Raw genomic sequence first — 21,669 nt, forward strand, 5'->3', positions numbered from 1 at the left:
CGCCATGGCGATGAGCGCCCCCACCGATCTGGCTGGTCCTTCACGCGGCTTCACGCGCGAAGAAGGCCTTGCGCTGGTTCTTGCGCTTCTGGCGCATGCGGGGCTGATCGCGGCGCTCACCCTGGCGCCGCCGGGCAAGACGATCATGTCGCCGCCCGAGCGGATGACAGTGACCTTCGCCGACGAGATCGCGGACCAGTCGACATCGCCCGATCCCGATACGCAGGCCGCGCCCGACGTGGCGCCAGATCTGGGTGAGCCCTTGCCGCAGCCGGCTCCGCCCCAGCCCGCGCCGCAAGTGGCGCCGCCCCAGCCGCAGCCGAAGCCAGCGCCGCTCGCGCCGGCGCGGCCTGAGCCCGTCCCAAAACCCCAGCCCCAGCCCCAGCCCAGGCCGGCCCCGCAGCCGCGCGCTGTGCCAACCCCGCCGGTCAAGCCGGTTGCCAAGCCCTCGGCCGCCGCCCCGCTCGATCCCCGGCAGCGCACCCGGCCCAATGCGCCCGGCGGTGCCAGCCAATTGGGGGCGGATTTCCTCAAGGGTATCAACACCGGCACCAAGCCGGGCGCGACCGGCAATCCGGCGGATGCGCTGAGCGCCGAGGCCAAGGCCGCGATCCGGGTGACGATCAACCGGAAGGTTCTTCCGCCGTGGAACAGCTGCCCGGTCAATGGTCTGGAGATCGAGAAGCTGCGCGCCAGCGTCACATTTCAGCTGGACCGTGGCGGCAACGTCGTGAGCATTGCAACGCCGGTTCTTTCAGGCCAGACTCCGGCCAACACGGCGCAAGTCAGTCGATTCACCGAGTGTGCGGTTCGCGCGATCAAGACTGCGGCGCCGTTCAGTCTTCCGGCCGAATCGTATGATTTCTGGAAAAACTACAAGCTCAATTTCAGGAAAGAGTAGAGCCTTGCGTAGCCCCCTTGTCGCCGGCCTTTGCGCACCTTTGCTGTGCGCCTTCCTTGCCCTCTCACCGGCCGCCGAGGCCGCGGCGCAGACTGGCCAGTCCGCACCGCAAGCCCCGCAGCCTCAGGCAACCGATGCCGCAACCTCGCCCGAGGAAGATGTCGTCGGCACGATCAACAACGACGCCGCGATCGCCATCCCCAGCTTCCCGACCAACGAGATGCTGCCCACCCCGGCCGACGGTGGGAACACCGAGGCACTGGGGCGCAATCTTGCGCGTGTTGTCTATGGCGACCTCAAGAACAACGGTCTGTTCAAGCCGGTCGGCCCCGATGCGCTGCCGCCGGTCACCTTCGGCGAGGTGGCGGCGCCCGCCTTCCCCAACTGGCGCGCGCGCTCGGCCGAGATGCTGGTGCATGGCTTCGTGAAAGCGGGACCAGACGGGCGGTTGACGGTGGGATGCTACCTCTACGACGTGGCACTGGGCAGCGAGCTTGCGCGCCAGGGTTATGTGGTGAAGCCCGAAGACTGGCGGCGCGCGGCGCACAAGTGCGCGGACATGGTCTATTCGCGGCTTTCGGGTGAAAGTCCGTTCTTCGACAGCAAGATCGCCTACATTGCCGAGACGGGGCCCAAGGATCACCGCCGCAAGCAGCTAGCGATCATGGATTCCGATGGCGCCAACCACCGCTTCATCACCAATGGGCAGACGACCGCGCTCACTCCGCGTTATTCGCCGGACTACAGCAAGCTCGTCTATCTGAGCTACATGAACGGCACGCCGCGCATCTATATCTATGATATCGAAAGCAAGCAGCAGCGGCTGGTGACGGAGGGCAAGGGGCCGACCTTCGCGCCGCGCTGGTCGCCCGATGGCAAGTTCATCCTCTATTCGATGGCGATTGCGGGCAACACCGACATCTACCGCGTTTCCGCCGGCGGGGGCGAATCGATCAAGCTTACTGATTCGCCTGGGATCGATGTGGGCGGCAGCTATTCGCCCGATGGCAGCCGGATCGTGTTCGAAAGCGACCGCTCGGGCAGCCAGCAAGTCTATGTGATGAACGCGGATGGTTCGAACCAGAAGCGCGTAAGCTTCTTCGGCGGCCGCGCGGCAACCCCTGAATGGAGCCCTCGGGGCGACCAGATCGCGTTTACGCACATCGCCGGCGACTTGCGCATCGCGGTGATGAACCCGGCAGGCGGGGAGATGCGGTACCTCACCGACAGCTGGCAGGACGAGGCGCCGACCTGGTCTCCCAACGGGCGCATCGTGCAGTTCTTCCGCACCGCCAAGACCACCGGGCGCACCTCGATCTGGCAGGTGGATCTCACCGGGCGCAACGAGCGGCGGCTCAACACGCCGGTGGATGGCTCGGACCCGGCGTGGGGGCCAGTGCTGCCTTGAGCCGGTGCTGCCTTAAGCCATTGCTGCCTTAAGGATGTGTCGAAACTGATTGCCGATTCGGGCTGTGCCATGCACTCTAGCACTGATTGACCAAGGAGACCGAACCCGTGACCCGCAAGATCTTCACAGCGCTGTTGCTGACGTCCGGCCTCGTGCTCGCAGGCTGCGCGACCACGCCAAAGGAACTGCCGCCCCAGCCGAACGGCGCCACTGGCACGACCACGACCAATCCGCCCGCGACCCAGCCGATGGGGCCGACACCGGGCAGCCAGGCTGATTTCATCGCCTCGGTGCTGGGTGACACGATCCTGTTCGACACCGACCGCTACAACCTCGACAGCGAGGATCAGGGCATCCTCCAAAGCCAGGCCCAGTGGTTGGCGCGCTATCCGGGCAAGCGGGTGACGATCGAGGGCCACTGCGACGAGCGCGGCACGCGCGATTACAACCTCGCGCTGGGCGAGCGCCGCGCCAACGCGGCGAAGAACTATCTCGTCAGCCTCGGCATCGATCCCTCGCGCGTCAGCACGGTAAGCTATGGCAAGGAGCGCCCGATCGCCTTGGGTTCCGATGAGCTGAGCTGGGCCAAGAACCGCCGCGCGGTGACGATCACCGTCCAGTGAAGCAACGCCGGTGAAACGGGGATAGGGGCCACTTCGATGGCGCGGCAAGGCAGATCGGCTGATTGGGGCTTCCCCCGCTGGCGGGGCTATGAAGGCGCCCGCGAAGCCGCGCCCGTGCGTCTGTGCGACCGCGCCGGCTGTGAGGAGAAGGGCGACCGGCCAGCACCCAAATCGCCCAACAACCCCGACCGCTGGTATTTCTGCGAGCGGCATGCGGCCGAATACAACGCCGGGTGGAACTACTTCGAGGGGCTCGACAAGGAAGAGGCCGAACTGCGCGAGAAGGCCGAGCGCGGCGAGACTTCGGGCTATCGCCAATCGGCCTATGATACCTGGGCGGGCCCCGGTGACGGCAGTCGCAGCCGTGACGAGATGCGCGCGCTGGAAGCGCTGGGGCTTGAGGCTGACGCCGACTTCGAGGCGGTACGCAAGGCCTGGCGGACGCGCGCGAAGGAAGTCCACCCCGACCTGCGCCCCGGCGACAAGGATGCAGCAGCCGAGTTCCTGAAGCTGCAGACTGCCTATGAAGTGCTGCGCGCGGCGGAAGAGCGGCGCGAGTGGAAGGGTTCGGACGAAGGCTGATCCCTGCGGCAATTGCCTGAGAGGCCCCACCCCCGCACATGTCCCTTGAAGCGAGGGGGGCGGTTAGCCGGGGGGCGTCAGCGCAGTTCCTCGGTCAGCAATTCCTCGACCCGCGCGGCATCCGGGAAGCCTTCGGCGATCCAGCGTGTTTCGACAGCACGAAGGATGCGGGCGACTTCTGGCCCCGCGCTTACACCGCGTGCGACCACGGCGCCGCCCTTCAGCGGGAACTGAGGGATTGCCCAGTGATCGAGCGGAGCGATGCTGCCGCCGGTAAGGAGCAGGCGGTCTTGCGCGGCGGAGCGGCCAACGCGGTATGCAAGAGCGCGGGGATCGCCTTCGGGCCGGGTGCGCGCGGCGACGAGGGCGAGATGCTTGCGCTGGGCAATGCTGAGGCGCAGGCGCGCGGCGACTTGCTCGGCAAGCGCGGAATCCGCAGGGAGCAGCGCGGCGAGGCGGCGAAGCGCTTCGGGGGCCACGCCATGCGCGGCTTCGGCGGCAAGGAGCGGGGGGAGCGCTGCCGGATCGGCTTCCGGAAGGATCACCGCGAGTACCCCCAGTTCAGCCATGCGCGTGATGGTGGGAGCGGGGTCGGGAAGCGCGAGGAGCAGGAGAAGCTCGCTGGCGATGCGTTCGCGCGAAAGGCCTTTGAGGCCTTGCGCCAACGCCGCGCAGGCCGCTTCTGCTTCCGCATCGGCGGGGAGCGAGCCGAAGCGGGCCTGGAAGCGGAAGTAGCGCAGGATCCGCAGGTAATCCTCGCGGATGCGCGCCTCGGCATCGCCGATGAAGCGCAGGCGGCGGGCAGCCAAGTCTTCGAGGCCGCCGAAGAAATCGTGGACCGTCAGGCTCTGCGGATCGGCATAAAGCGCGTTGATCGTGAAATCGCGGCGTGCGGCGTCTTCCTCCCAGTGCTGCGAGAAGGCGACGGTCGCGTGTCGGCCGTCTGTCGAGACATCGCGGCGCAGCGTCGTGATCTCGACCGGGCTACCTGCGGCGAGGGCGGTGACTGTGCCGTGGGCAAGGCCGGTGGGTACGCTGCGGATACCGCCCACCGTCAGCCGCGCGATAACTTCGGCGGGCTCCAGCGGGGTCGCCATGTCGATGTCCTTGACCGGCAGGCCCATCAAGGTGTCACGCACCGCGCCGCCGACATAGCGGACAAGACCCTCGCCCGCCGGATCGAGCGCGGCAACGAGCGCGGCAAGGTCGGGCCGCCGCGTCCAGTCGGTTGCAGGGAGGTGCGCCTTAGCCATGCCAGCGGATCCGTTGCGCGAGATTGGCGATGATCCCGGCGGTGACGCCCCAGATCCGGTGCTCGTGCCACAGGATATCGATGTAGCTGCCGCGCCGCCCGGCCCATTCGCTTTCCCGCCGGACATGGTTGGCGGGATCGAGCACGAAGGCGAGCGGCGGCTCGAACCAGCCGGCGACTTCAGCGGGATTGGGCTGGATGGCAAGGTCGGGCGGGACCATCGCGAGGACCGGTGTGATGTCGTAGCCGGTGCCGGTGCGATACTGGTCGGTCGCGCCAATCACATCGACGAGGGCCGGATCGATGCCGAGTTCCTCATTTGCTTCACGCAGGGCGGCCTCGATCGGCGTCTCGCCCGGATCGAGCTTGCCGCCCGGGAAGGCGGCCTGCCCGGGATGCGCGCGCATGTGCGAGGGGCGGTGGATAAGGAGCACGCCGGGGCCTTCGGGGTGATCGGGCCGGTCGGTGACGGCGATCAGCACAGCGGCGGGGCGCAAGGGCGTATCAGGGAGCGGCCGCCAGTCCTCATAGGCCGGCGGTACCAGTTCGGCATGGCCGATATCGAACAGGCGGGCGAGATGATCGCGCAGGTTCATGCGGGCAGCAAGCCGAAGCGCGAGCCAAGGCTTTCGACCGCCAGCGCCTCGGGCTTGGACATGGTGAGCGCGTGGTCGATGAGCTGGCCGTAGGTGCTGCGATTGAGCCGGGCTTCGGTGCCGTGGCGGACGGCGAGATAGAAGGCGGGCGTCTCGGCGGTGCCGGCGGCGCGCAGGGGGTGATCGGTTCCGGCGAGAACGAGATCGTCGGTGTTGAGGCGGAAGGCGATGACGGGGCTGCCATCGGCGTCCCGCCGCACCTCCATGTCGGTGGCGATGAAGGCGGCGTCGTCTACCGCGATGGCGAGCTTTTCGGCAGGGGTGACGAGCCAGTGCCGACCTTCGGCATCGCGCGTAAGGAGGCTTGCGAAGGCGCGGACCATGGCGGGGCGAGTGATTCTGCCGCCTTCATGGAACCAGGTGCCGTCCGCCGCGATGCGCATGTGGCTCTCGCCGATGTGGGCTGGGTTCCAGGTTTCGACCGCAGGCAGACGGCGCGCGGCGACTGCCTCGGCCAGATCGGCAAGGGACATCGCGGCAAGGTCTGCGGGCGGTTCGTATGGCACGGGACCGCCGATGCCAGATCAGGTCAGCCGCGCCAAGGGCCGAGCATGCCTTCGCCCGGAAGGACGGCCGGATTGGCGGTGCGGCAGAGGAGACGCGCCGGGTCCCACGCACCCGGCAGCTTCCAGCCGCCGGTGTTTGCAGCGGAGAAGCCGAAGAAGCGGCCGTAGTAGTCCGCATCGCCGATCATCACCTGCGGCAGCGGCGCGCGCGGGTCGATGGCGGTGAGGCTGGCGGTGACGAGCGCCTTGCCATAGCCGGTGCCCTGCAGGCCCGGCAGCACAGCGACGGGGCCGACCATGATCATGGGATGACGGCGCCCCGACGCATCGGTGAGCGCGACCGGCCAGCACTGGATCGTGCCCGCCAGATGATCGCCTTCATCAAGCGCGGCAAAGGAAAGGCCCGGAAGCCACTCGGTACCTTCACGCACCTTGTAGGCCGTGCGCGCGAAGCGGTCCGGCCCGAAGGCGGCGTCGAGCACTTCCTCAATCAGCGCGGGATCGATATCGGCAAGCGGGATCAGGTTGGCCAAGGCGGGGCGGGCTTTCGTGGGCGGCTGCGGAAGCGCGCCGATAGCGGGCCGGGGGGCAGGGGGCAAGCGGAGGGGAGGACTTTGCGAAAACTGCAAGCGTATTGCCCTCCTTGTCATTAGTATGTTGCGCGGCGAGCGGCTAGGGGACCTTCCGCGCCCTCCGTATTTTGCGGACGCGGCGCCGCTCAGGATGAGGAGAAGCCGGTGCACACGGTCTTCGACGCTCTCACGCTCGCGCGGATGCAGTTCGCGTTCACGATCAGCTTCCATTTCATCTTCCCCTCGTTCTCGATCGGCCTTGCGAGCTATCTGGCGGTGCTGGAGGCGCTGTGGCTGCGCACGGGTCAGACGGTCTATCTCGACCTGTTCCGCTACTGGCTGAAGATCTTCGCAGTGGCCTTTGCCATGGGCGTCGTCTCGGGCCTCGTCATGTCCTACCAGTTCGGCACCAACTGGTCGGTCTTTTCGGACAAGGCGGGGAGCGTGATCGGGCCGCTGATGGCCTATGAAGTGCTGACTGCCTTCTTCCTCGAGGCGGGGTTCCTCGGCGTCATGCTGTTCGGTATGGAGAAGGTGGGACGAAAGCTGCACTTTGCCGCGACCTTGATGGTGGCAATCGGGACTTCGATTTCCGCGTTCTGGATCATCGCGGTCAATTCGTGGATGCAGACCCCGGTGGGCTACGAGATCGGCCCGGACGGGCGCTTTCTGCCGGGGCCGAGCTGGCTGACGATCATCTTCAACCCGAGCTTTCCCTATCGCTTCGTCCATACCGTGATCGGGGCCTACCTCACGACAGCGCTGGTGGTCGGCGCGGTGGGGGCTTGGCACCTGTTGCGCGACCGCGAGAACGGGCATGCACGCGTGATGTTCTCGATGGCGATGTGGATGGCAGCGCTCGTCGCCCCGGTGCAGATCGTGGCGGGGGACGAGCACGGGCTCAACACGCTGGCGCACCAGCCGGCCAAGGTCATGGCGATGGAGGGGCACTTCCAGAGCCATCCCGAAGGTGCGCCGCTTTATCTTTTCGGCATACCCGACGACAAGGCGCAGCGGCTGGACTACGCCATCGGCATCCCGAAGATGTCCAGTCTCATACTCAAGCACGATGCCGATGCACCGCTGGCTGGCCTAGACACCATCGCGCCGGACAAACGGCCGCCAGTGGCCATCCTGTTCTGGTCGTTCCGGATCATGGTGGGGCTGGGGTTCGCCATGTTGGGGCTGGGCGTGTGGAGCCTGATCGCGCGGGGCCAGGGGCAGCTCTACGCCTCGCCGTGGCTGCACCGGGCTGCGGTGCTGATGGGGCCTTCGGGCTTCATTGCGGTGATCGCGGGCTGGACGACGACCGAAGTGGGGCGCCAGCCCTACACCGTCTATGGCCTGCTCACGACGGCGGAAAGCCGCAGCCCGATTGCCGCGCCAGCGGTGGGAGCCTCGCTGGTGGCCTTCGTGCTGGTTTACACGGCGGTGTTCGGGGTGGGCATCTGGTACCTCCTCAAGATGATGCACGCCGCGCCGCATGAGCACGAGGAACCGCTCGAGGCCGATGACCATGCGCCGATCCGCACCGCCGGCCCGTTGCCGGAGCCGGCGGAATGAGCGCGCTGTTCGACCTCACCACGGTCTGGGCGCTGATCCTGGCCTTCGCCGTCCTCATGTATGTTGTGATGGACGGGTTCGATCTTGGCATCGGCATCCTCTTTCCCTTCTATACGCCCGGCGCGGAGCGCGATCAGGCGATGAACGCGATCGCGCCTGTCTGGGACGGCAACGAGACATGGTTGGTCCTGGGCGGCGGCGGGCTGCTGGCGGCCTTCCCTCTCGCCTATGCGATCATCCTGCCCGCGACCTATCCCTTGATCATGGCCATGCTGCTCGGCCTCGTGTTCCGGGGCGTGGCGTTTGAATTCCGCTGGCGCGATCCGGCGCACCGGGCGTTCTGGGATCTGGCGTTCACGGGTGGTTCGCTGGTGGCGGCGCTTTCACAGGGGGTCATTCTCGGCGCGCTGCTGCAGGGTGTGCATGTCGAGGGGCGCGCCTATGCGGGCGGATGGCTCGACTGGCTTTCGCCTTATTCGCTGCTGACGGGGCTTGGCGTGGTCTGCGGCTATGCGCTGCTGGGCGCGTGCTGGCTCGCGGGCAAGATCGAGGGGAGCGGGGCGGAGCGGGCCTTTGGCCATGCGCGGCTGGCGGCCTGGGCGACTTTTGCGGCGATGGGGGCGGTGAGCCTTGCGACGCCGTTCCTTGCCGCGCCCTATTACCAGCGCTGGTTCGCGATGCCGACCTTGCTGTACCTCAGCCCGGTGCCGGTGGTGACAGGCCTCGCTGCGCTGTTCCTGCTGCGCGGGCTGGCGCAGCGGCGCAGCGGGCAGGCCTTTGCGCTGGCGCTGGTGCTGTTTCTACTCGGCATGATCGGGCTGGGCGTTTCGATGTGGCCGCATGTGGTTCCGCCTTCGATCACGATCTGGCAGGCCGCCGCGCCGGTTCGCAGCCAGGAATTCATGCTCGTCGGTGTGCTGCTGATCATGCCGCTGATCCTTGCCTACACCGGCTGGACCTACTGGGTGTTCCGCGGAAAGGTCGGTGAACATGGCTATCATTGACCCGCGCCTTGGTGGCGCCGAACGTGCGGAGGCGACGCCGCTGTGGCGCCGCCTCGCATGGATGGCCGCGATCTGGGCACTGAGCGTGGGAACGCTCGGCGCTGTGGCAATGGTGCTGCGCGGCTGGCTCAGAGCCTAGAGCGCGCCAGCAGCCTTAGGCGCGAGGCGAATTCGCCGCGATCGACATAGCAGCCGTGCAAGTGCCGGAAGCCCGATGCAGGATCGAAGCTCTCGCGCCCGTGGAGGACGCGGCGGTTGTCGAAGACGACCATTTCGCAAGCGTCGAGCTTGAAGGTGAGCTGGTAGGCCGGGTCGCGGGTCTTGGTCATCATGGCGCGATAGGCGCTGTAAAAGGCGGGCATCACGTCCGCTGGCATGTCGAACATGGCGGCGATGTGGGCGTTGTAGCGGATTTCGGTGACGGCTCCATGCCGGTCCAACTGGATCACGGGGGCGTGGACGCGGATGTCGGCCTCCTCATCGTGGAAGCGGAACGGGATCACGATTTCGCTTAGCAGGCGGAAGGCTTCGGGGTCGTCGGCGCGCAAGTCTTCGGCGATCGCGAAACCATCGGCGAAGAGCGAGCCACCGCCGGTGGCCTCGTTGGCGAGGCAGTGGAGGAACTGGTAGCCTGGGGGCACTTCCTGATTGGGCAGATCGGTGTGCAGCGGCAGCGTGACGGCCGTGTAGGCGAGGTTGTTGGGATCGGGGCGGTTCACCACTTCGAAGGTCGTGCCGAAATTGGTCTCACGCAGAAAGCCGATGCGGCGGGCCACTTCGACGCCGGCATCGATATGATCGGCTAGGCCGTCGACAATCGAGAGGCCGTAGCGGGCAGTCTCGCGCATCCAGGTGTTCAGCTGGGCGTCATCGGCCAGAAGCTGCGCAGCTGCGAAGCGGGGAATGCCGGCAGCGGTGAGATCGGCGCGCCACAGCCGGGGCGGGATATCCGCCGGGTCGGCGGCGGGCTGGCCGGGGCGATGGGCGTCAAGCAGCGCGGTGGGCATGGCGCTCGCGTGGCCGTCGGCGTAGCGCAGAGTGATGGTTTCGCCTGCGGGCTCGGCGCTCAGCAGCACCGGATTCGGGTTCAGTGAGAGCAGATCGAGCACGCGTTCGTGGGTCTGGGGGTGGAAGGCGCTGGGGCAATTGTCGCGCAGCCAGATGGTGGGGTAGGTGGCCGAACCGCCATCCGCCCAGGTGACGAGGAGGGCGTCCGCCCGCACCTCGAAGGTCGATAGAGTCATGGGAATTCCCGTCGTGCCAGAATGTTGATCGCTGATTGGCGGATCAGCCCTGCGGCGGCGGGCGCCAGTCCTGCACTTTGCCATAGGGCACGGCGCGGGGGCGCGGGCCGAGGGCAAAGGTCTTGCGCGGGGAAAGCATGCGCAAAGGGTATGGCGGATCGCCTGGCACGACAAGCTGAAATGCCGGGCACCGATTGCAACGCGGGCGCTCGCATGCCACCCCTTGCACCGATGATCGACAACAGCGGCTCAGCCGGCAGCGCCCCGACGGCCGCCAACAGGAACGCGCCTTTTGCCGCAACGCTGATCGGCATCGGCGCGGCCACGGCGGCGGCGCATATCGGCAACAATTTCACGACCTATCTGGTCGGCGCGCTGATGGACCGTTTCGGCTTCTCGCCGTTTGCCATGGGCGCGTGGAACATGGCCGAGACCTTGAGCTATGCAGCGGCAATGTTTCTCGTGGCACCGCGTGCGCGCGGGCTCGATGCCCGGGCGCTGGCGATGCTGGCGAGCGTGGTGGTGATCGCGGCGCAGGCGGGTTCGGCGCTGACGGGGGTCTTTCCGCTGCTGGTGCTGGGGCGCGTGGGGACGGGGCTGGGCTTTGGCCTGATGAACAGCGCGCTCAATCTGGCGGCGGGGCGCACAGGCAGCCCGGCGCGGTGGATTTCACTGGGGATCGCGGTGCAGACGCTGCTTTACAGCGCGATTGCGATAGGCCTGCCGGTGATCGGGCGGGACTACGGTGCGGGCGGCATGTTTTTCGGCCTTGCGGGGCTGTCGGTGGTCTTCGGGCTCTGCGCGCTGCTGCTGCCGGGAGGCAAGGGCAGTGTAGAAACATCGGCGGCGAAAGGGGGGGCGATTGGTCCGGAGGGCCTGCGCGTGCTCGCCGCCATGGCGCTGTTCGCGTTCGGCTCGCTGGCGATCTGGCCGTTCATCGAACGCACCGCGCACGTGATCGGCATTCCGGCGACGCAGTTCGGGCTTTACCAAAGCCTTGCCGTGTTCATGAGCGCGCTGGGCAATGCCGGGCTCGCCATGGTGATCCAGCGCCTGCCCCGCGCTTGGCCACTGGCGGCAGCGCTGGGGGCGTGCAGTCTGGCTTGCGGTCTGCTCACCACGGTGGGTAGCGAGGCGGCTTTTGCGGCGGCCTTCGTGGCCTTCATGGTGAGCTGGTTCCTCACCTATCCGCTGTTGCTGCGGCTTGCCTATGCGCAGCCGGAGGGGGAGCGGCTGGCGGTGATGACGACGGGCACATGGCTGCTATCGCAAAGCCTGGGCTCGCTGGCAGCGGGGGCAATGGCGCAAGGGTTCGGGGCCTATACGCTGATCGGGCCGCTGGGCGGGGCGGTGTGTTTCATGGCGATTGCGGCAGCGCTGCCGGTGGCGCGGAGGCTGGATCGGGAGAGGCAATAGGCCCCTCCGCCCTCGCGATGCTCGGGCACCTGCCCGTTTGCACTTCGTGAAAATGGGGAGGACCACTTTCCTCCCCATTTTTGCGCAGCACAAATGGGGAGGTGGCCCGCGAAGCGGGTCGGAGGGGTTCTTCAGCTTTCCGCAAAGGTAAACGGTTCGGCCGTCTTGCGGTAGTCGTCCGGCAGGATCTCGCGCCCCAATGGCGGTTCGGCGCGGGCGGTGCAGGTGGCTCTGTTGCAGAGGCGGCAGGTGACCCCGATGGGGGTCGCTGCTGGCTGTTCGCCGCGCGAGTAGATGAGCTTTGGCGCATGTTCGGCGGCGCAGCCCAGCGCGATCGCGCGAAGGATGGTTGGTTTGCCGTGGCCGCCGCCGCCCGATGTGACGCTGCGCGCCACGCTGAAGAAGCGTTCGCCGCCGGGGAGCTCCAGCCACTGGGTCAGCACTTCGCCGGGGCGGCGGAAGCAATCGTGGAGGGTCCAAAGCGGGCAGCCGCCACCATGTGCGGCAAAGGGGAAGCCCGCGCCGTCGAGCCGCTTCGAGACATTGCCTGCCGCATCGACGCGAATGAAGAAGAACGGTACGCGTTCCTGCCCGGGGCGGTTCAGGGTGGTGAGGCGGTGGGCGACTTGCTCGAAGCTGGCGCCGAACTGGCCGGAAAGCGCCTCGATATCGTAGGCGCGCGTCTCGGCCGCGCGGGCAAAGCGGTCATAGGGCATGATGAGCGCGGCCGCACCATAGGCGGCAAGCGCGCGGCGGACGAGCTGGGCTGCGGTCTCGCTCGAGAAGCTGGCGCCGCGCAGGAGGGTCGCGATCTCGCTGCGCAGCGCGGTATAGGCGATGTGCAGCGCCATCTGCCAGCGGCGGGCCTGGGGGCTGAGCGTGTCGTCGATCAGCAGTTGTTCGGCGTGGCGATCGTAGCGGCGGAGCGCGTCCATCATGATCTCGGCTGGCAGGAGGCGCACGCGCAGGCCCTGCCCGCGCAGGTATTCGGCGAGGCCGGCTTCCTGCAGGCCGCCGAGGCGTTCGATCTCTTCGGCGAGCGCCTCGGCCTTGCTGTCGAGCGCGGGGAAGTAGTTGCGGCGCTCGGTGACGAAGCGGCGGGCCTCGGCGAGGGGATCGGCCGAATCGGGTCCGCCTGCGCCGCCGCGCAGGCCGGCAAGCGCCTGCTGCTCGCGCATGTAGGCTGTGTGGAGGCGCAGCATGGCCTCGGTAATGCCGGGGTAGCTGGTGGCGACATCGGCCACTTCGAGCGCGGGCAAGTCGATCTCGGCGAAGATCGGATCGCGCAGCACATCGGAAAGACGACGGGCGTAGTCGTCGCGTTCTTCGGCTGCGAGGTCGCTCATATCGAGCTTGTAGGCCTTGGCGAGTCGCAGGAGCAGATCGGCGGTGAGGGGGCGCTGGTTGCGTTCGAGGAGGGCGATATAGCTGGGCGAGATCGCGAGATCGTCGGCCATGACAGCCTGCGTCAGGCCGAGCTCGCGGCGCAGTCGCTTCAGGCGGGGGCCGAGGTAGAGCGGGCGCGATTCCATATGGTTAACTCGTTCTGTGAAGGCTGTACAACTTTACAAGCATATTCTGTAAAGTTTGACAACATGACCGCGCTGCGGGTTTCGCGGCTGCGTCGGCGGGTCTAGCCGGGGTGCATCGAGACTACCCCAACAGGAAGCGAGACCCATGACCTATTCGCAGACCATCAACGAAGCCGCCAAGGCGATCACGCCCTATGGCAAGCCCTGGGATGGGATCGATGCCGCCTCGGTGGCGCGCATGCGTCTGCAGAACCGCTTCCAGACCGGGCTCGACATCGCAAAGTACACTGCCAAGATCATGCGCGCCGACATGGCCGCCTACGATGCCGATCCGGCGAAGTACACGCAGTCGCTTGGCTGCTGGCACGGGTTCATCGGCCAGCAGAAGATGATCTCCATCAAGAAGCACTTCGGCACCACCAAGGGCCGCTACCTCTACCTTTCGGGCTGGATGGTCGCCGCGCTGCGGAGCGAGTTCGGCCCGCTGCCTGACCAGTCGATGCACGAGAAGACCAGCGTCCCGGCGCTGATCGAGGAGCTCTACACCTTCCTGCGCCAGGCCGATGCGCGCGAGCTTGGCGGCCTGTTCCGCGAGCTCGATGCCGCCAAGGCTGCCGGGGACGCGGTCAACACGCACCGCCTGCTCCACAAGATCGACGACTACCAGACGCACGTGGTGCCGATCATCGCAGACATCGATGCCGGCTTCGGCAATGCCGAGGCGACCTACCTCCTCGCCAAGAAGTTCATCGAAGCGGGCGCCTGCTGCATCCAGATCGAGAACCAGGTTTCCGACGAAAAGCAGTGCGGCCACCAGGACGGCAAGGTCACTGTGCCGCACGAGGACTTCCTCGCGAAGATCCGCGCGGTGCGTTACGCCTTCCTCGAACTTGGCGTGGATGACGGCGTTATCGTCGCGCGCACCGACAGCCTCGGTGCAGGCCTCACGAAGCAGATCGCTTTCGTGAAGGAGCCGGGCGACATTGCCGACCAGTACAACAGCTACCTCGATTGCGAGGAAGTCGATGCCGCAACGCTCGGCCACGGCGATGTGCTGATCAGCCGCGATGGCAAGCTGATGCGCCCCAAGCGCCTGCCTTCGAACCTGTTCCAGTTCCGCTCCGGCACTGGTGAGGACCGCTGCGTGCTCGACGGGATCAACAGCCTGCAGAACGGCGCGGACCTGCTGTGGATCGAGACCGAGAAGCCCCACATCGGCCAGATCGGCGGCATGGTGCGCCGCATCCGCGAGGTGATCCCGAACGCCAAGCTGGTCTACAACAACTCGCCCAGCTTCAACTGGACGCTGAACTTCCGCCAGCAGGTGTTCGATGCCTGGAACGCGGAAGGCAGGGACACCAGCGCCTATGACCGGGCGAAGCTGATGAGCGTGGACTACGATGGCACCGCGCTGGCGGACGAAGCCGACGAGCGTATCCGCACCTTCCAGCGCGATTCGGCTCGTGAAGCGGGGATATTCCACCACCTGATCACCCTGCCGACCTATCACACCGCAGCTCTCAGCACCGACAATCTGGCGAAGGAATACTTCGGCGATGCCGGCATGCTGGGCTACGTCAAGAACGTCCAGCGCGAGGAAATCCGCCAGGGCATCGCCTGCGTCAAGCACCAGAACATGGCCGGTTCGGACCTCGGCGACGATCACAAGGAATACTTTGCGGGTGAAGCGGCGCTGAAGGCCGGCGGCGCGCACAACACGATGAACCAGTTCGCGGCCTGACGGCAGGCCCACCCCCGACCCCTCCCCCTTCGACAGGCTCAGGATGAGCGGGAGGGGCGAAGGGACAAGTAACAATTCTTGAGAGGAGCAAGGACAATGGCTGAACCGACGCGGGCCCGTGCGGTCCTTTCGACCGAAGACTTCAAGCTCATCCGCGAGGCTGTGCTTCACTACCTCAAGGTGATCGAGGACCAGCCGGAATCGGTGAAGTTCTCGCACCTCTACCACAGGCTTGGGAGCGCGATGGGCCGCTGAGGCCCCGCGCACCCCTCACGATACTTTCCTGGGGAGGAAAGCTGGCCCGCCGTGCGCTTGTTCGCGCGGCGGGCCTTTTTGTTTGCGCATCCGCTGTCCTCAGGCATGATCCTGCCGCTGGCAGCAGCCTTGGGGGATCAACTTGCAGAGTACCGGCTCCAACTCCCTCCGGCGCGTGCTGGGGCTGGCCTTCGGTATTGCGGTGGTTGTCGGCGGGACGATCGGCCAGGGGATTGTGCGCACGCCTGGGCTTGTGGCGCAGGGCGTGCCCGATCCGGCGGTCATGCTCTGACTGTGGGTGCTTGGCGGGGTGCTGGCGCTGATCGATGCGATGTCGACGGTGGAGCTCGCGGCCTCGATCCCGCTGGTCGGTGGGCCTTATGCCTTTGCCCGGCGCGCCTTCGGGCCGGTGACGGGGCTCGCTGTGGGCGTCACGGACTGGCTCGGCAAAGTGGCCGGGATTTCCTATCTCGCGGTGGTCTTTGCCGAATATCTGCACCGGCTGGGGCTGCTGACGGCCATTCCGCTGGGGTTGATCGCAGCGGCGATGCCGGTCCTGACCGGCGCGATCCAGTGGTTCGGCACGCGCGTGGCGGGCCGGTCGCAGGAAATCGGCAGCGCGGTCAAGGCAGTGATCTTTCTGGGATTGATCGCGGCACTGCTGCTCGCGCCGCGCGGGGCACCGGTGGTGACGCCGGGCATCATCTCGCCGACATTCACCATTCTGGGGGTGATCGTCGCGATCCGCGCCATTTATGGCACCTATGCGGGCTGGAACGGCGCGGTCTATTTCAGCGAGGAGGTGAACGATCCCGGGCATTCGGTCGTGCGCGCGACCTTTTCGGGCATTGTGCTGATCACCGTGATCTACACGCTGATCGTGGCTGCCTGCCTCCATGTGCTTCCTGTGGCGGATATGGCGAAATCGAACCTTGTGCTGGCCGATGCGGCGGGGGTGGTGTTTGGGCCGCGGGCGGACGCGCTTATCACGGTGATCTCGCTGATTTCACTGGCAACGACCCAGAACACCGTCGTGATGATGTTTCCGCGCGTGCTCTATGCCATCGGACGCGATGCCGGCGGCGTGCTGGGGCTGACGCGCGTGACCGCGAACGGCACGCCGTGGACGGCGCTGATGGTGACGGTGATCCTGTCCGCAGTGCTCGCGACCGTGGGTGTCTATGATACCCTGCTGTCGCTCAGCGTTTCGCTGGTTTCGGCGGTGAGCGTGGTCATCAATCTCGCGGTCATCCGGATGCGGCTCAGTGAACCGGGGCTGGTGCGGCCCTGGCGGATGCCGCTGTTTCCGCTGCCCGCGCTGTTTGCGTTTGGCGTGAACGCAGCGCTGCTGGCCGCGTTCGTGTATGAGGATCCGGTGACGGCAGGCATTGGCTTTGCCGGGCTGGGCATGCTGGTGGCGCCGATCTACCTGGCAATCCGCCACCGGGCGCGGGCGGCCTAGCAGCCACAAAGCCCGGCTATCATAGGCCCAAAATCCTCTCGCTGGCCATAGTCTATCGTTTTGGTAGAAATACTGGGCCGACTCGGGAGCCCACCCCTTCATGAAGACCGCCCTGATCATCCGCCACGTGCCGCGCGAAGGCGTTGCGGGTTTCCGCGAGCCGATCGAGGCGGCGGGCTATGTGATCGACCGGGTCGACGTGGATAATCAGGATTTCCATGCGCTGGATCTCGTCGCGCCCGATCTGGTGGTGATGATGGGCGGGCCGATGGGCGTCTACGAGCGCGAGGCGCATCCGTGGATTTCCTGTCAGCTGAAGCTGCTGGCGCGGAGGCTTGCGGCGGACCGGCCGATGCTCGGCGTGTGCTTCGGTTCGCAGATGATCGCGGCGGCGCTGGGTGCAGACGTCTATCCAGGGCCAACCAAGGAAATCGGCTTTGCGCCGGTGACGATCCATGACCGCGATGGGCCGCTGCGCCATCTGTCGGACGTGCCGGTGCTGCATTGGCATGGCGATACCTTTACCCTCCCCGAAGGCGCGGAGCTGCTGGCTTCGAGCCCGGCCTATCAGCATCAGGCCTTCCGCAAGGGGCGCAATGTGCTCGCTTTGCAGTTCCACGCCGAGATGGGCGAGGACGAGCGCTTCGTGGACTGGATCGCGCAGGACATGGACTATCTGACCGCCGCAGGGCAGTGCCCGGACGAATTGCGCGCGGCGCATGAAGTGCATGGGCCCCGCGCGGTGGCGGCGGGGCGTGCGATGATTGCAGAGTGGCTGACGGGGCTGGTGTAGCGCTTGCGCCTCTCCCAACCCTCTCCCCTAATGGGTAGCGGGCCTTAAAGTCCTCCGCGCCAATGGCTTAGCCGTACGACTGCATCCTCCAGCATCGCAGGCGGCTTGCAGTGGCAGAGGCGCACGATCGTGTTAGGGCCGTCGTCTCCTTCCCAGAGGGCCGAGAGCGGGATCGAGGCGACACCGGCTTCGCGCACGGCGCGTTCGCTGAAGGTGCGATCGTCGAGTACCACGCCGCTGGCGGCAAGATCGATGCAGGCGAACCAGGTGGCGCTGCTCTCCAGCACGGCGAAGCCGGCATGGGCAAGGCCTTCGATCAGGACACTGCGCGAGGCGGACCAGTCTTCGTGGAGCGCGGCGGTGATCGACGGGTCCGCAAGGCCTTCAGCGGCGGCCCATTGCAGCATGGGCGGGGTGGTAAAGGTCAGGAACTGGTGCGCCTTGGCGAGCACGCCCGCCAGCGCCGCATCCGCCGCCATCCAGCCGACTTTCCAGCCCGTCGCGCCGAAAATCTTGCCTGCCGAACCGATCTTGATCGCGCGCGCTGCCATGCCGGGTTCGGCCAGCAGCGAGCGGTGGGGGCGGCCGTCAAAGCGGACGGCCTCCCACACCTCGTCGCAGATGGCGATGAGATCGTGCTCTGCACAAATGCGCGCGAGGAGGGCGAGTTCGTCCGAACTGGCGACTGAGCCGGTGGGGTTCAGCGGATCGTTGACGATCATCGCGCGGGTGCGCGGGGTGATCGCGGCGCGGATCGCGCCTTCGTCGTAGAGCCAATCCGGAGGGTTCAGCGGCACGAACACCGGCACGCCGCCCGCGCGGCGCACCAGCGGGGCATAGGCATCGTAGGCGGGGGCGAAGAGCAAGACCTCGTCACCGTTGCCGACCACGGCGAGGATCGCGGCGGCAATCGCCTCGGTCGCGCCCGAAGTGACGATGACCTGTTCGCGCGCGAGCGCGAGGCCTTGCGTGCGGGCGTAGTACCCGGCGACGGCTTCGCGCAGTTCGGGCAGGCCCGCGCTGGGAGGATATTGCTGCGAGCGCTCGGCCATCGCGCGGATGGCGGCGGCCGTGAGCGTGGGCGGAGGCGGTGTATCGGGAAAGCCCTGACCGAGGTTGATCGCGCCGAGGCTGCGGGCAAGGCCGGACATGTGCTCGAACACCGTGACGGGCATCCCGGTGTAGATCGGATTGAGGCGAGTGTGGGTCATCGGGTCGCACGCTAGCGCGGTGTTTGGCGCGTGCCCACCCCCGACCCCTCCCGCAGGTGGGAAGGGTCAGGGGTGGGCCGGGCTGAGACGAAGTTTTTTCACGCGCACCTGAACCGGTTTGCCCATGCCTGACGCCTTTGCTTTGTGAACGGGCCGGCTTGGCCCCTCGAGCGAAGGAGCCTTGGTGATGACACTCGTCCGGATGAATGCCCTCGATACGGGCGGCGGCTATGACGTGCAGATCGATGCCGGGACGAATGCCGACCAGCTGATGCGGTCCAGCGAGGGTGGGCAGTGGATGACGCGCCTTTCTGACGAGGGCGTGCGCACCACGGTTTCGGCCAACTATCCTTCCGGCAACTACGTCTATGGCGGTGTTCAGCAACTCACCGGCGGGGGTTTCGTGGTTTACGGCACGATCCACGCCGGGCTGGGGCGCGGGGTCATGCTGCAGACCTACAACGCGGCCGGGCGCCCAGTCGGCACGCAGATCACGCCGATGGACGAGCAGGGTGATCAGCTTTCGGGCACGGCGGGCTACAGCGTGGCGCCGACTCCAGGCGGCGGCTTTGCGCTGGTCTACAACTCGGATGCGGCAAGCGCGACGCAGATCACGGTCAGCTATACCCAGAACGGCACGCCGCAGACTTATCCGCTCCATGAAAGCAGCGACGTGCGCATCCGCTACTTCGATGCGACGGGCCATGCGCTCGCGCCCTCGCAGATCGCCTCGACCGCGAGCATTTCCATCAACGGGGCCAGCACCACGCGGCAGGCGGACAACCAGTACACCTGGGACAGCGAGGTGCTGAAGGGCGGGCAGGTCGCATTTCTCTACTACGACATGGTGCAGGTTGGGCAGGACCAGTCGGTGGGTGGCGGCTTCCACGGGCAGGCCACGATCAGTGTGCAGGTTTCGGGCGGATCGGGCGCGGCGGGTACGCCGGTACGGGTCGAGCAGATTCCCTACTACACCGGCAATGGCGGCGGCACGCCGGGCGCGAACACGCTGGATACCGGCACGCCGGCCAACATCGTCGCACTGCCGGGCGGCGGGTTTGCGGTCATCTGGTCCGAACAGAGCTATGGCGGGGCAGGCAATGCTTTCGACGGCTGGGACACGAAAATCCGCTATTTCGATGCCGCCGGGAATGCCACGTCCGATGCGATCCAGCTCATGTTCCGCGGCACGGACATGGGCAATCTGAGCAAGTATGTCTACGCCGAGGCGCTGTCAGACGGGCGGATCGCGATTGCCTACAACGACGGAATCTACGGGGTCAACGGCACCGCACAGGCCGATGCCTGGCTGGGGCTCGTCGCGGCGAATGGGCAGTCGGTCGAACTGCAGCGGATCAATACCGACGATACGGTTGCCGGGCGCAACAACACTGTCTCCGATCTGGCGGTGCGGTCTGACGACAGCATCGACGTGGTCTATTACGATGCCTCGCTCCATGGCGGAGCCGCATCGCTGAACCACACCGTTGTCGAACACTTCACCACCGGCAAAGGTGTGACCGGGCAGCTGCAGGGCGGCACCGAAAGCGACGACGCGCGCAGCGGCGGGGCGGGCAATGACCTGATTGCCGGAGCGGGCGGGTCCGATGCGCTCAACGGCCTTGGCGGCAATGACCGGCTTGAAGGCGGCTGGGGCAACGACACGCTTGATGGCGGGGCAGGGATCGACCTGCTGGCGGGCGGCGAAGGCGACGACACACTGACCGGCGGCGCGGGTGCCGACAAGCTGATCGGCGGCAATGGCAGCGATACGGCGAGCTACGCCGGGGCCGGGGGGAGCGTTTTCGTCAGCCTGGCGGTGCGTTCGGCCAAGGGAAGCGATGCGGTGGGCGACACCTTCAGCGGCATCGAAAACGTGACGGGCTCAGCGTTCAACGATGTGTTGATAGGCGATGCCGGGGCCAATGTACTGACCGGCGGCGCGGGCAACGACCGCATCGACGGGCGCGGCGGTGTGGACACCATGAACGGCGGGGCGGGCACCGATATCTATTCGGTGGACGATCCGGCCGACAAGATCATCGAGAACGCCGGTGCAGGCCAAGGCAACGACATCGCCTATGTCTCGGTCAACAGCTACATCATGGCGGCCAATCTCGAGCGGCTGGTGCTGACCGGAAGCGCCTATTACGCCAAGGGCAACGATGCTGCCAATTCGATGCGCGGCGCGGGCTCGGGCTATCACGAGCTTTATGGCATGGGCGGCAACGACCAGCTTTATGGCGGTGCGGGCAATGACACGCTGTATGGCGGGACGGGCAACGACGTGTTCCATGTCAATGCGGCAGGGGACCAGGTGGTCGAATATGCCGGCGAGGGCAACGATCTGGTCATCGCCACGGTGAGCTACACGCTGGATGGCAATGCGGCCAATGTCGAGCGGCTCTATCTTGGCGGCGCGGCGGCGATCAACGGTAAGGGCAATGCGCTCGCCAATACGTTGATCGGCAACAGCGGGGCCAATGTGCTCGAAGGCAAGGCCGGGCGCGACACGCTGATCGGGGGCAAAGGTGACGACGTGCTCTCGGGCGGGACGGACAGTGATGTGCTGACCGGCGGAGCGGGCTCGGACGCCTTTCGCTTTGCCGGCGCCTATGCTGCCGACGCGGGGGTCGATACGATCACCGATTTCGTGCACGGGACCGACCATATCCAGCTGGAGTACTACTATTACGCCGCGCTCGGTTCGGGCCCGTTCAATCCGGCGAGCTTCGTGGTGGGCACCAAGGCTGCGACCGCGAGCGAGCACCTCATCTACAATCCGGCCAACCACGTGCTTTATTACGATGCCGACGGCAGCGGCGCGGGGGATCAGATCGCCATCGCCAAGTTCGAGGGCACCGTCACGATCACGGCGTCCGATTTCGTGATCATCTGACCGTGCTGGCAGCCGGATCGGCGGTTAACATGGTTGCCATGGCGCCCCT

At 66.6% G+C, this 21,669-nt stretch carries 20 protein-coding genes; 13 read left to right on the forward strand and 7 right to left on the reverse strand.

Going from position 1 to position 21,669, the window contains the following annotated elements; genetic code table 11:
* Positions 1–4 precede the first annotated feature (4 nt).
* The 4 genes from WCL10_RS10910 to WCL10_RS10925 all read left to right on the forward strand — a co-directional run bounded on the left by WCL10_RS10910 (position 5) and on the right by WCL10_RS10925 (position 3,514).
* The gene (locus tag WCL10_RS10910; protein WP_336895669.1) at positions 5–901 is read left to right on the forward strand and encodes a hypothetical protein; all 897 of its coding nucleotides are present in this window, start codon (positions 5–7) and stop codon (positions 899–901) included.
* A gap of 4 nt (positions 902–905) precedes the next feature.
* Positions 906–2,309, forward strand: coding sequence for a Tol-Pal system beta propeller repeat protein TolB (gene tolB, locus WCL10_RS10915; protein ID WP_336895670.1), 1,404 nt, complete (start codon positions 906–908; stop codon positions 2,307–2,309).
* A 107-nt stretch (positions 2,310–2,416) separates the two neighbouring features.
* Positions 2,417–2,932: a peptidoglycan-associated lipoprotein Pal gene (gene pal, locus WCL10_RS10920; RefSeq protein ID WP_336895671.1), complete on the forward strand. Its 516-nt coding sequence runs from the start codon at positions 2,417–2,419 to the stop codon at positions 2,930–2,932.
* A gap of 36 nt (positions 2,933–2,968) precedes the next feature.
* The gene (locus WCL10_RS10925) at positions 2,969–3,514 is read left to right on the forward strand and encodes a J domain-containing protein (protein ID WP_336895672.1); all 546 of its coding nucleotides are present in this window, start codon (positions 2,969–2,971) and stop codon (positions 3,512–3,514) included.
* Positions 3,515–3,591: 77 nt separating this feature from the next.
* Here WCL10_RS10925 and WCL10_RS10930 read toward each other — a convergent pair whose 3' ends face one another.
* The 4 genes from WCL10_RS10930 to WCL10_RS10945 are packed head-to-tail and all read right to left on the reverse strand — an operon-like array spanning position 3,592 to position 6,461.
* Positions 3,592–4,767: a CCA tRNA nucleotidyltransferase gene (locus WCL10_RS10930; RefSeq protein ID WP_336895673.1), complete on the reverse strand. Its 1,176-nt coding sequence runs from the start codon at positions 4,765–4,767 to the stop codon at positions 3,592–3,594.
* Positions 4,760–5,362, reverse strand: a complete 603-nt coding sequence (locus tag WCL10_RS10935) for a CoA pyrophosphatase (protein ID WP_336895674.1) — start codon at positions 5,360–5,362, stop codon at positions 4,760–4,762. Before WCL10_RS10935 ends, WCL10_RS10930 begins: the two co-directional genes overlap by 8 nt.
* A complete protein-coding gene (locus WCL10_RS10940; protein WP_336895675.1) occupies positions 5,359–5,928 on the reverse strand; it encodes a DUF1285 domain-containing protein in 570 nt (189 codons plus the stop codon). Before WCL10_RS10940 ends, WCL10_RS10935 begins: the two co-directional genes overlap by 4 nt.
* Positions 5,929–5,951: 23 nt before the next feature.
* Entirely contained in the window at positions 5,952–6,461 is a 510-nt protein-coding gene (locus tag WCL10_RS10945; protein ID WP_336895676.1) for an N-acetyltransferase, read from the reverse strand.
* Between the two features lie 240 nt (positions 6,462–6,701).
* Here WCL10_RS10945 and WCL10_RS10950 point away from each other — a divergent pair, with 240 nt between their 5' ends.
* Genes WCL10_RS10950 through WCL10_RS10960 form a run of 3 tightly spaced genes read left to right on the forward strand, consistent with a single transcriptional unit; the run spans position 6,702 to position 9,206 of the window.
* Entirely contained in the window at positions 6,702–8,063 is a 1,362-nt protein-coding gene (locus WCL10_RS10950) for a cytochrome ubiquinol oxidase subunit I (RefSeq protein ID WP_336895759.1), read from the forward strand.
* Positions 8,060–9,067 carry a cytochrome d ubiquinol oxidase subunit II gene (gene cydB, locus WCL10_RS10955; RefSeq protein ID WP_336895677.1) on the forward strand — a complete coding sequence of 336 codons (1,008 nt, stop codon included), beginning with the start codon at positions 8,060–8,062 and terminating at the stop codon, positions 9,065–9,067. Before WCL10_RS10950 ends, cydB begins: the two co-directional genes overlap by 4 nt.
* On the forward strand, positions 9,054–9,206 hold the full coding sequence (locus tag WCL10_RS10960; RefSeq protein ID WP_336895678.1) for a DUF2474 domain-containing protein: 153 nt from the start codon (positions 9,054–9,056) through the stop codon (positions 9,204–9,206). Before cydB ends, WCL10_RS10960 begins: the two co-directional genes overlap by 14 nt.
* Here the strand turns inward: WCL10_RS10960 and WCL10_RS10965 are convergent.
* Positions 9,196–10,311 (reverse strand): TauD/TfdA family dioxygenase, encoded by a 1,116-nt coding sequence (locus WCL10_RS10965; protein WP_336895679.1) that lies wholly within the window; start codon positions 10,309–10,311, stop codon positions 9,196–9,198. The two genes, WCL10_RS10960 and WCL10_RS10965, sit on opposite strands and share 11 nt — an antisense overlap.
* Positions 10,312–10,524: 213 nt before the next feature.
* On the opposite strand from WCL10_RS10965, the gene WCL10_RS10970 reads away from it, so the two are divergent.
* Positions 10,525–11,727, forward strand: a complete 1,203-nt coding sequence (locus WCL10_RS10970) for an MFS transporter (RefSeq protein WP_336895680.1) — start codon at positions 10,525–10,527, stop codon at positions 11,725–11,727.
* 131 nt (positions 11,728–11,858) lie between these two features.
* Here the strand turns inward: WCL10_RS10970 and WCL10_RS10975 are convergent, their stop codons facing one another.
* Positions 11,859–13,259: a short-chain fatty acyl-CoA regulator family protein gene (locus tag WCL10_RS10975; RefSeq protein ID WP_336895681.1), complete on the reverse strand. Its 1,401-nt coding sequence runs from the start codon at positions 13,257–13,259 to the stop codon at positions 11,859–11,861.
* 145 nt (positions 13,260–13,404) lie between these two features.
* On the opposite strand from WCL10_RS10975, the gene WCL10_RS10980 reads away from it, so the two are divergent.
* The 4 genes from WCL10_RS10980 (at position 13,405) to WCL10_RS10995 (ending at position 17,510) form a co-directional block, all read left to right on the forward strand.
* On the forward strand, positions 13,405–15,000 hold the full coding sequence (locus WCL10_RS10980; RefSeq protein WP_336895682.1) for an isocitrate lyase: 1,596 nt from the start codon (positions 13,405–13,407) through the stop codon (positions 14,998–15,000).
* Positions 15,001–15,096: 96 nt separating this feature from the next.
* On the forward strand, positions 15,097–15,255 hold the full coding sequence (locus WCL10_RS10985) for a hypothetical protein (RefSeq protein ID WP_169793754.1): 159 nt from the start codon (positions 15,097–15,099) through the stop codon (positions 15,253–15,255).
* Between the two features lie 298 nt (positions 15,256–15,553).
* Positions 15,554–16,717, forward strand: coding sequence for an APC family permease (locus WCL10_RS10990; RefSeq protein WP_336895683.1), 1,164 nt, complete (start codon positions 15,554–15,556; stop codon positions 16,715–16,717).
* Positions 16,718–16,817: 100 nt separating this feature from the next.
* Positions 16,818–17,510 (forward strand): glutamine amidotransferase, encoded by a 693-nt coding sequence (locus WCL10_RS10995; RefSeq protein ID WP_336895684.1) that lies wholly within the window; start codon positions 16,818–16,820, stop codon positions 17,508–17,510.
* Between the two features lie 44 nt (positions 17,511–17,554).
* Here the strand turns inward: WCL10_RS10995 and WCL10_RS11000 are convergent, their stop codons facing one another.
* Positions 17,555–18,721: an aminotransferase gene (locus WCL10_RS11000; RefSeq protein ID WP_336895685.1), complete on the reverse strand. Its 1,167-nt coding sequence runs from the start codon at positions 18,719–18,721 to the stop codon at positions 17,555–17,557.
* 187 nt (positions 18,722–18,908) lie between these two features.
* On the opposite strand from WCL10_RS11000, the gene WCL10_RS11005 reads away from it, so the two are divergent.
* Entirely contained in the window at positions 18,909–21,620 is a 2,712-nt protein-coding gene (locus WCL10_RS11005) for a calcium-binding protein (protein WP_336895686.1), read from the forward strand.
* Positions 21,621–21,669: the final 49 nt, after the last annotated feature.

The organism is Novosphingobium sp. (assembly GCF_037133355.1).
Lineage (GTDB): Bacteria > Pseudomonadota > Alphaproteobacteria > Sphingomonadales > Sphingomonadaceae > Novosphingobium.

Excerpts from the sequence above, each read along its gene's own strand:
- WCL10_RS10910 (WP_336895669.1), top strand. The coding sequence starts at position 5 with ATGGCGATGAGCGCCCCCACCGATCTGGCTGGTCCTTCACGCGGCTTC.
- WCL10_RS10925 (WP_336895672.1), top strand. The coding sequence starts at position 2,969 with ATGGCGCGGCAAGGCAGATCGGCTGATTGGGGCTTCCCCCGCTGGCGG.
- WCL10_RS10930 (WP_336895673.1), bottom strand. The coding sequence starts at position 4,767 with ATGGCTAAGGCGCACCTCCCTGCAACCGACTGGACGCGGCGGCCCGAC.
- WCL10_RS10935 (WP_336895674.1), bottom strand. The coding sequence starts at position 5,362 with ATGAACCTGCGCGATCATCTCGCCCGCCTGTTCGATATCGGCCATGCC.
- WCL10_RS10950 (WP_336895759.1), top strand. The coding sequence starts at position 6,702 with ATGCAGTTCGCGTTCACGATCAGCTTCCATTTCATCTTCCCCTCGTTC.
- cydB (WP_336895677.1), top strand. The coding sequence starts at position 8,060 with ATGAGCGCGCTGTTCGACCTCACCACGGTCTGGGCGCTGATCCTGGCC.
- WCL10_RS10960 (WP_336895678.1), top strand. The coding sequence starts at position 9,054 with ATGGCTATCATTGACCCGCGCCTTGGTGGCGCCGAACGTGCGGAGGCG.
- WCL10_RS10965 (WP_336895679.1), bottom strand. The coding sequence starts at position 10,311 with ATGACTCTATCGACCTTCGAGGTGCGGGCGGACGCCCTCCTCGTCACC.
- WCL10_RS10970 (WP_336895680.1), top strand. The coding sequence starts at position 10,525 with ATGCCACCCCTTGCACCGATGATCGACAACAGCGGCTCAGCCGGCAGC.
- WCL10_RS10975 (WP_336895681.1), bottom strand. The coding sequence starts at position 13,259 with ATGGAATCGCGCCCGCTCTACCTCGGCCCCCGCCTGAAGCGACTGCGC.
- WCL10_RS10980 (WP_336895682.1), top strand. The coding sequence starts at position 13,405 with ATGACCTATTCGCAGACCATCAACGAAGCCGCCAAGGCGATCACGCCC.
- WCL10_RS10985 (WP_169793754.1), top strand. The coding sequence starts at position 15,097 with ATGGCTGAACCGACGCGGGCCCGTGCGGTCCTTTCGACCGAAGACTTC.
- WCL10_RS10995 (WP_336895684.1), top strand. The coding sequence starts at position 16,818 with ATGAAGACCGCCCTGATCATCCGCCACGTGCCGCGCGAAGGCGTTGCG.
- WCL10_RS11000 (WP_336895685.1), bottom strand. The coding sequence starts at position 18,721 with ATGACCCACACTCGCCTCAATCCGATCTACACCGGGATGCCCGTCACG.
- WCL10_RS11005 (WP_336895686.1), top strand. The coding sequence starts at position 18,909 with ATGACACTCGTCCGGATGAATGCCCTCGATACGGGCGGCGGCTATGAC.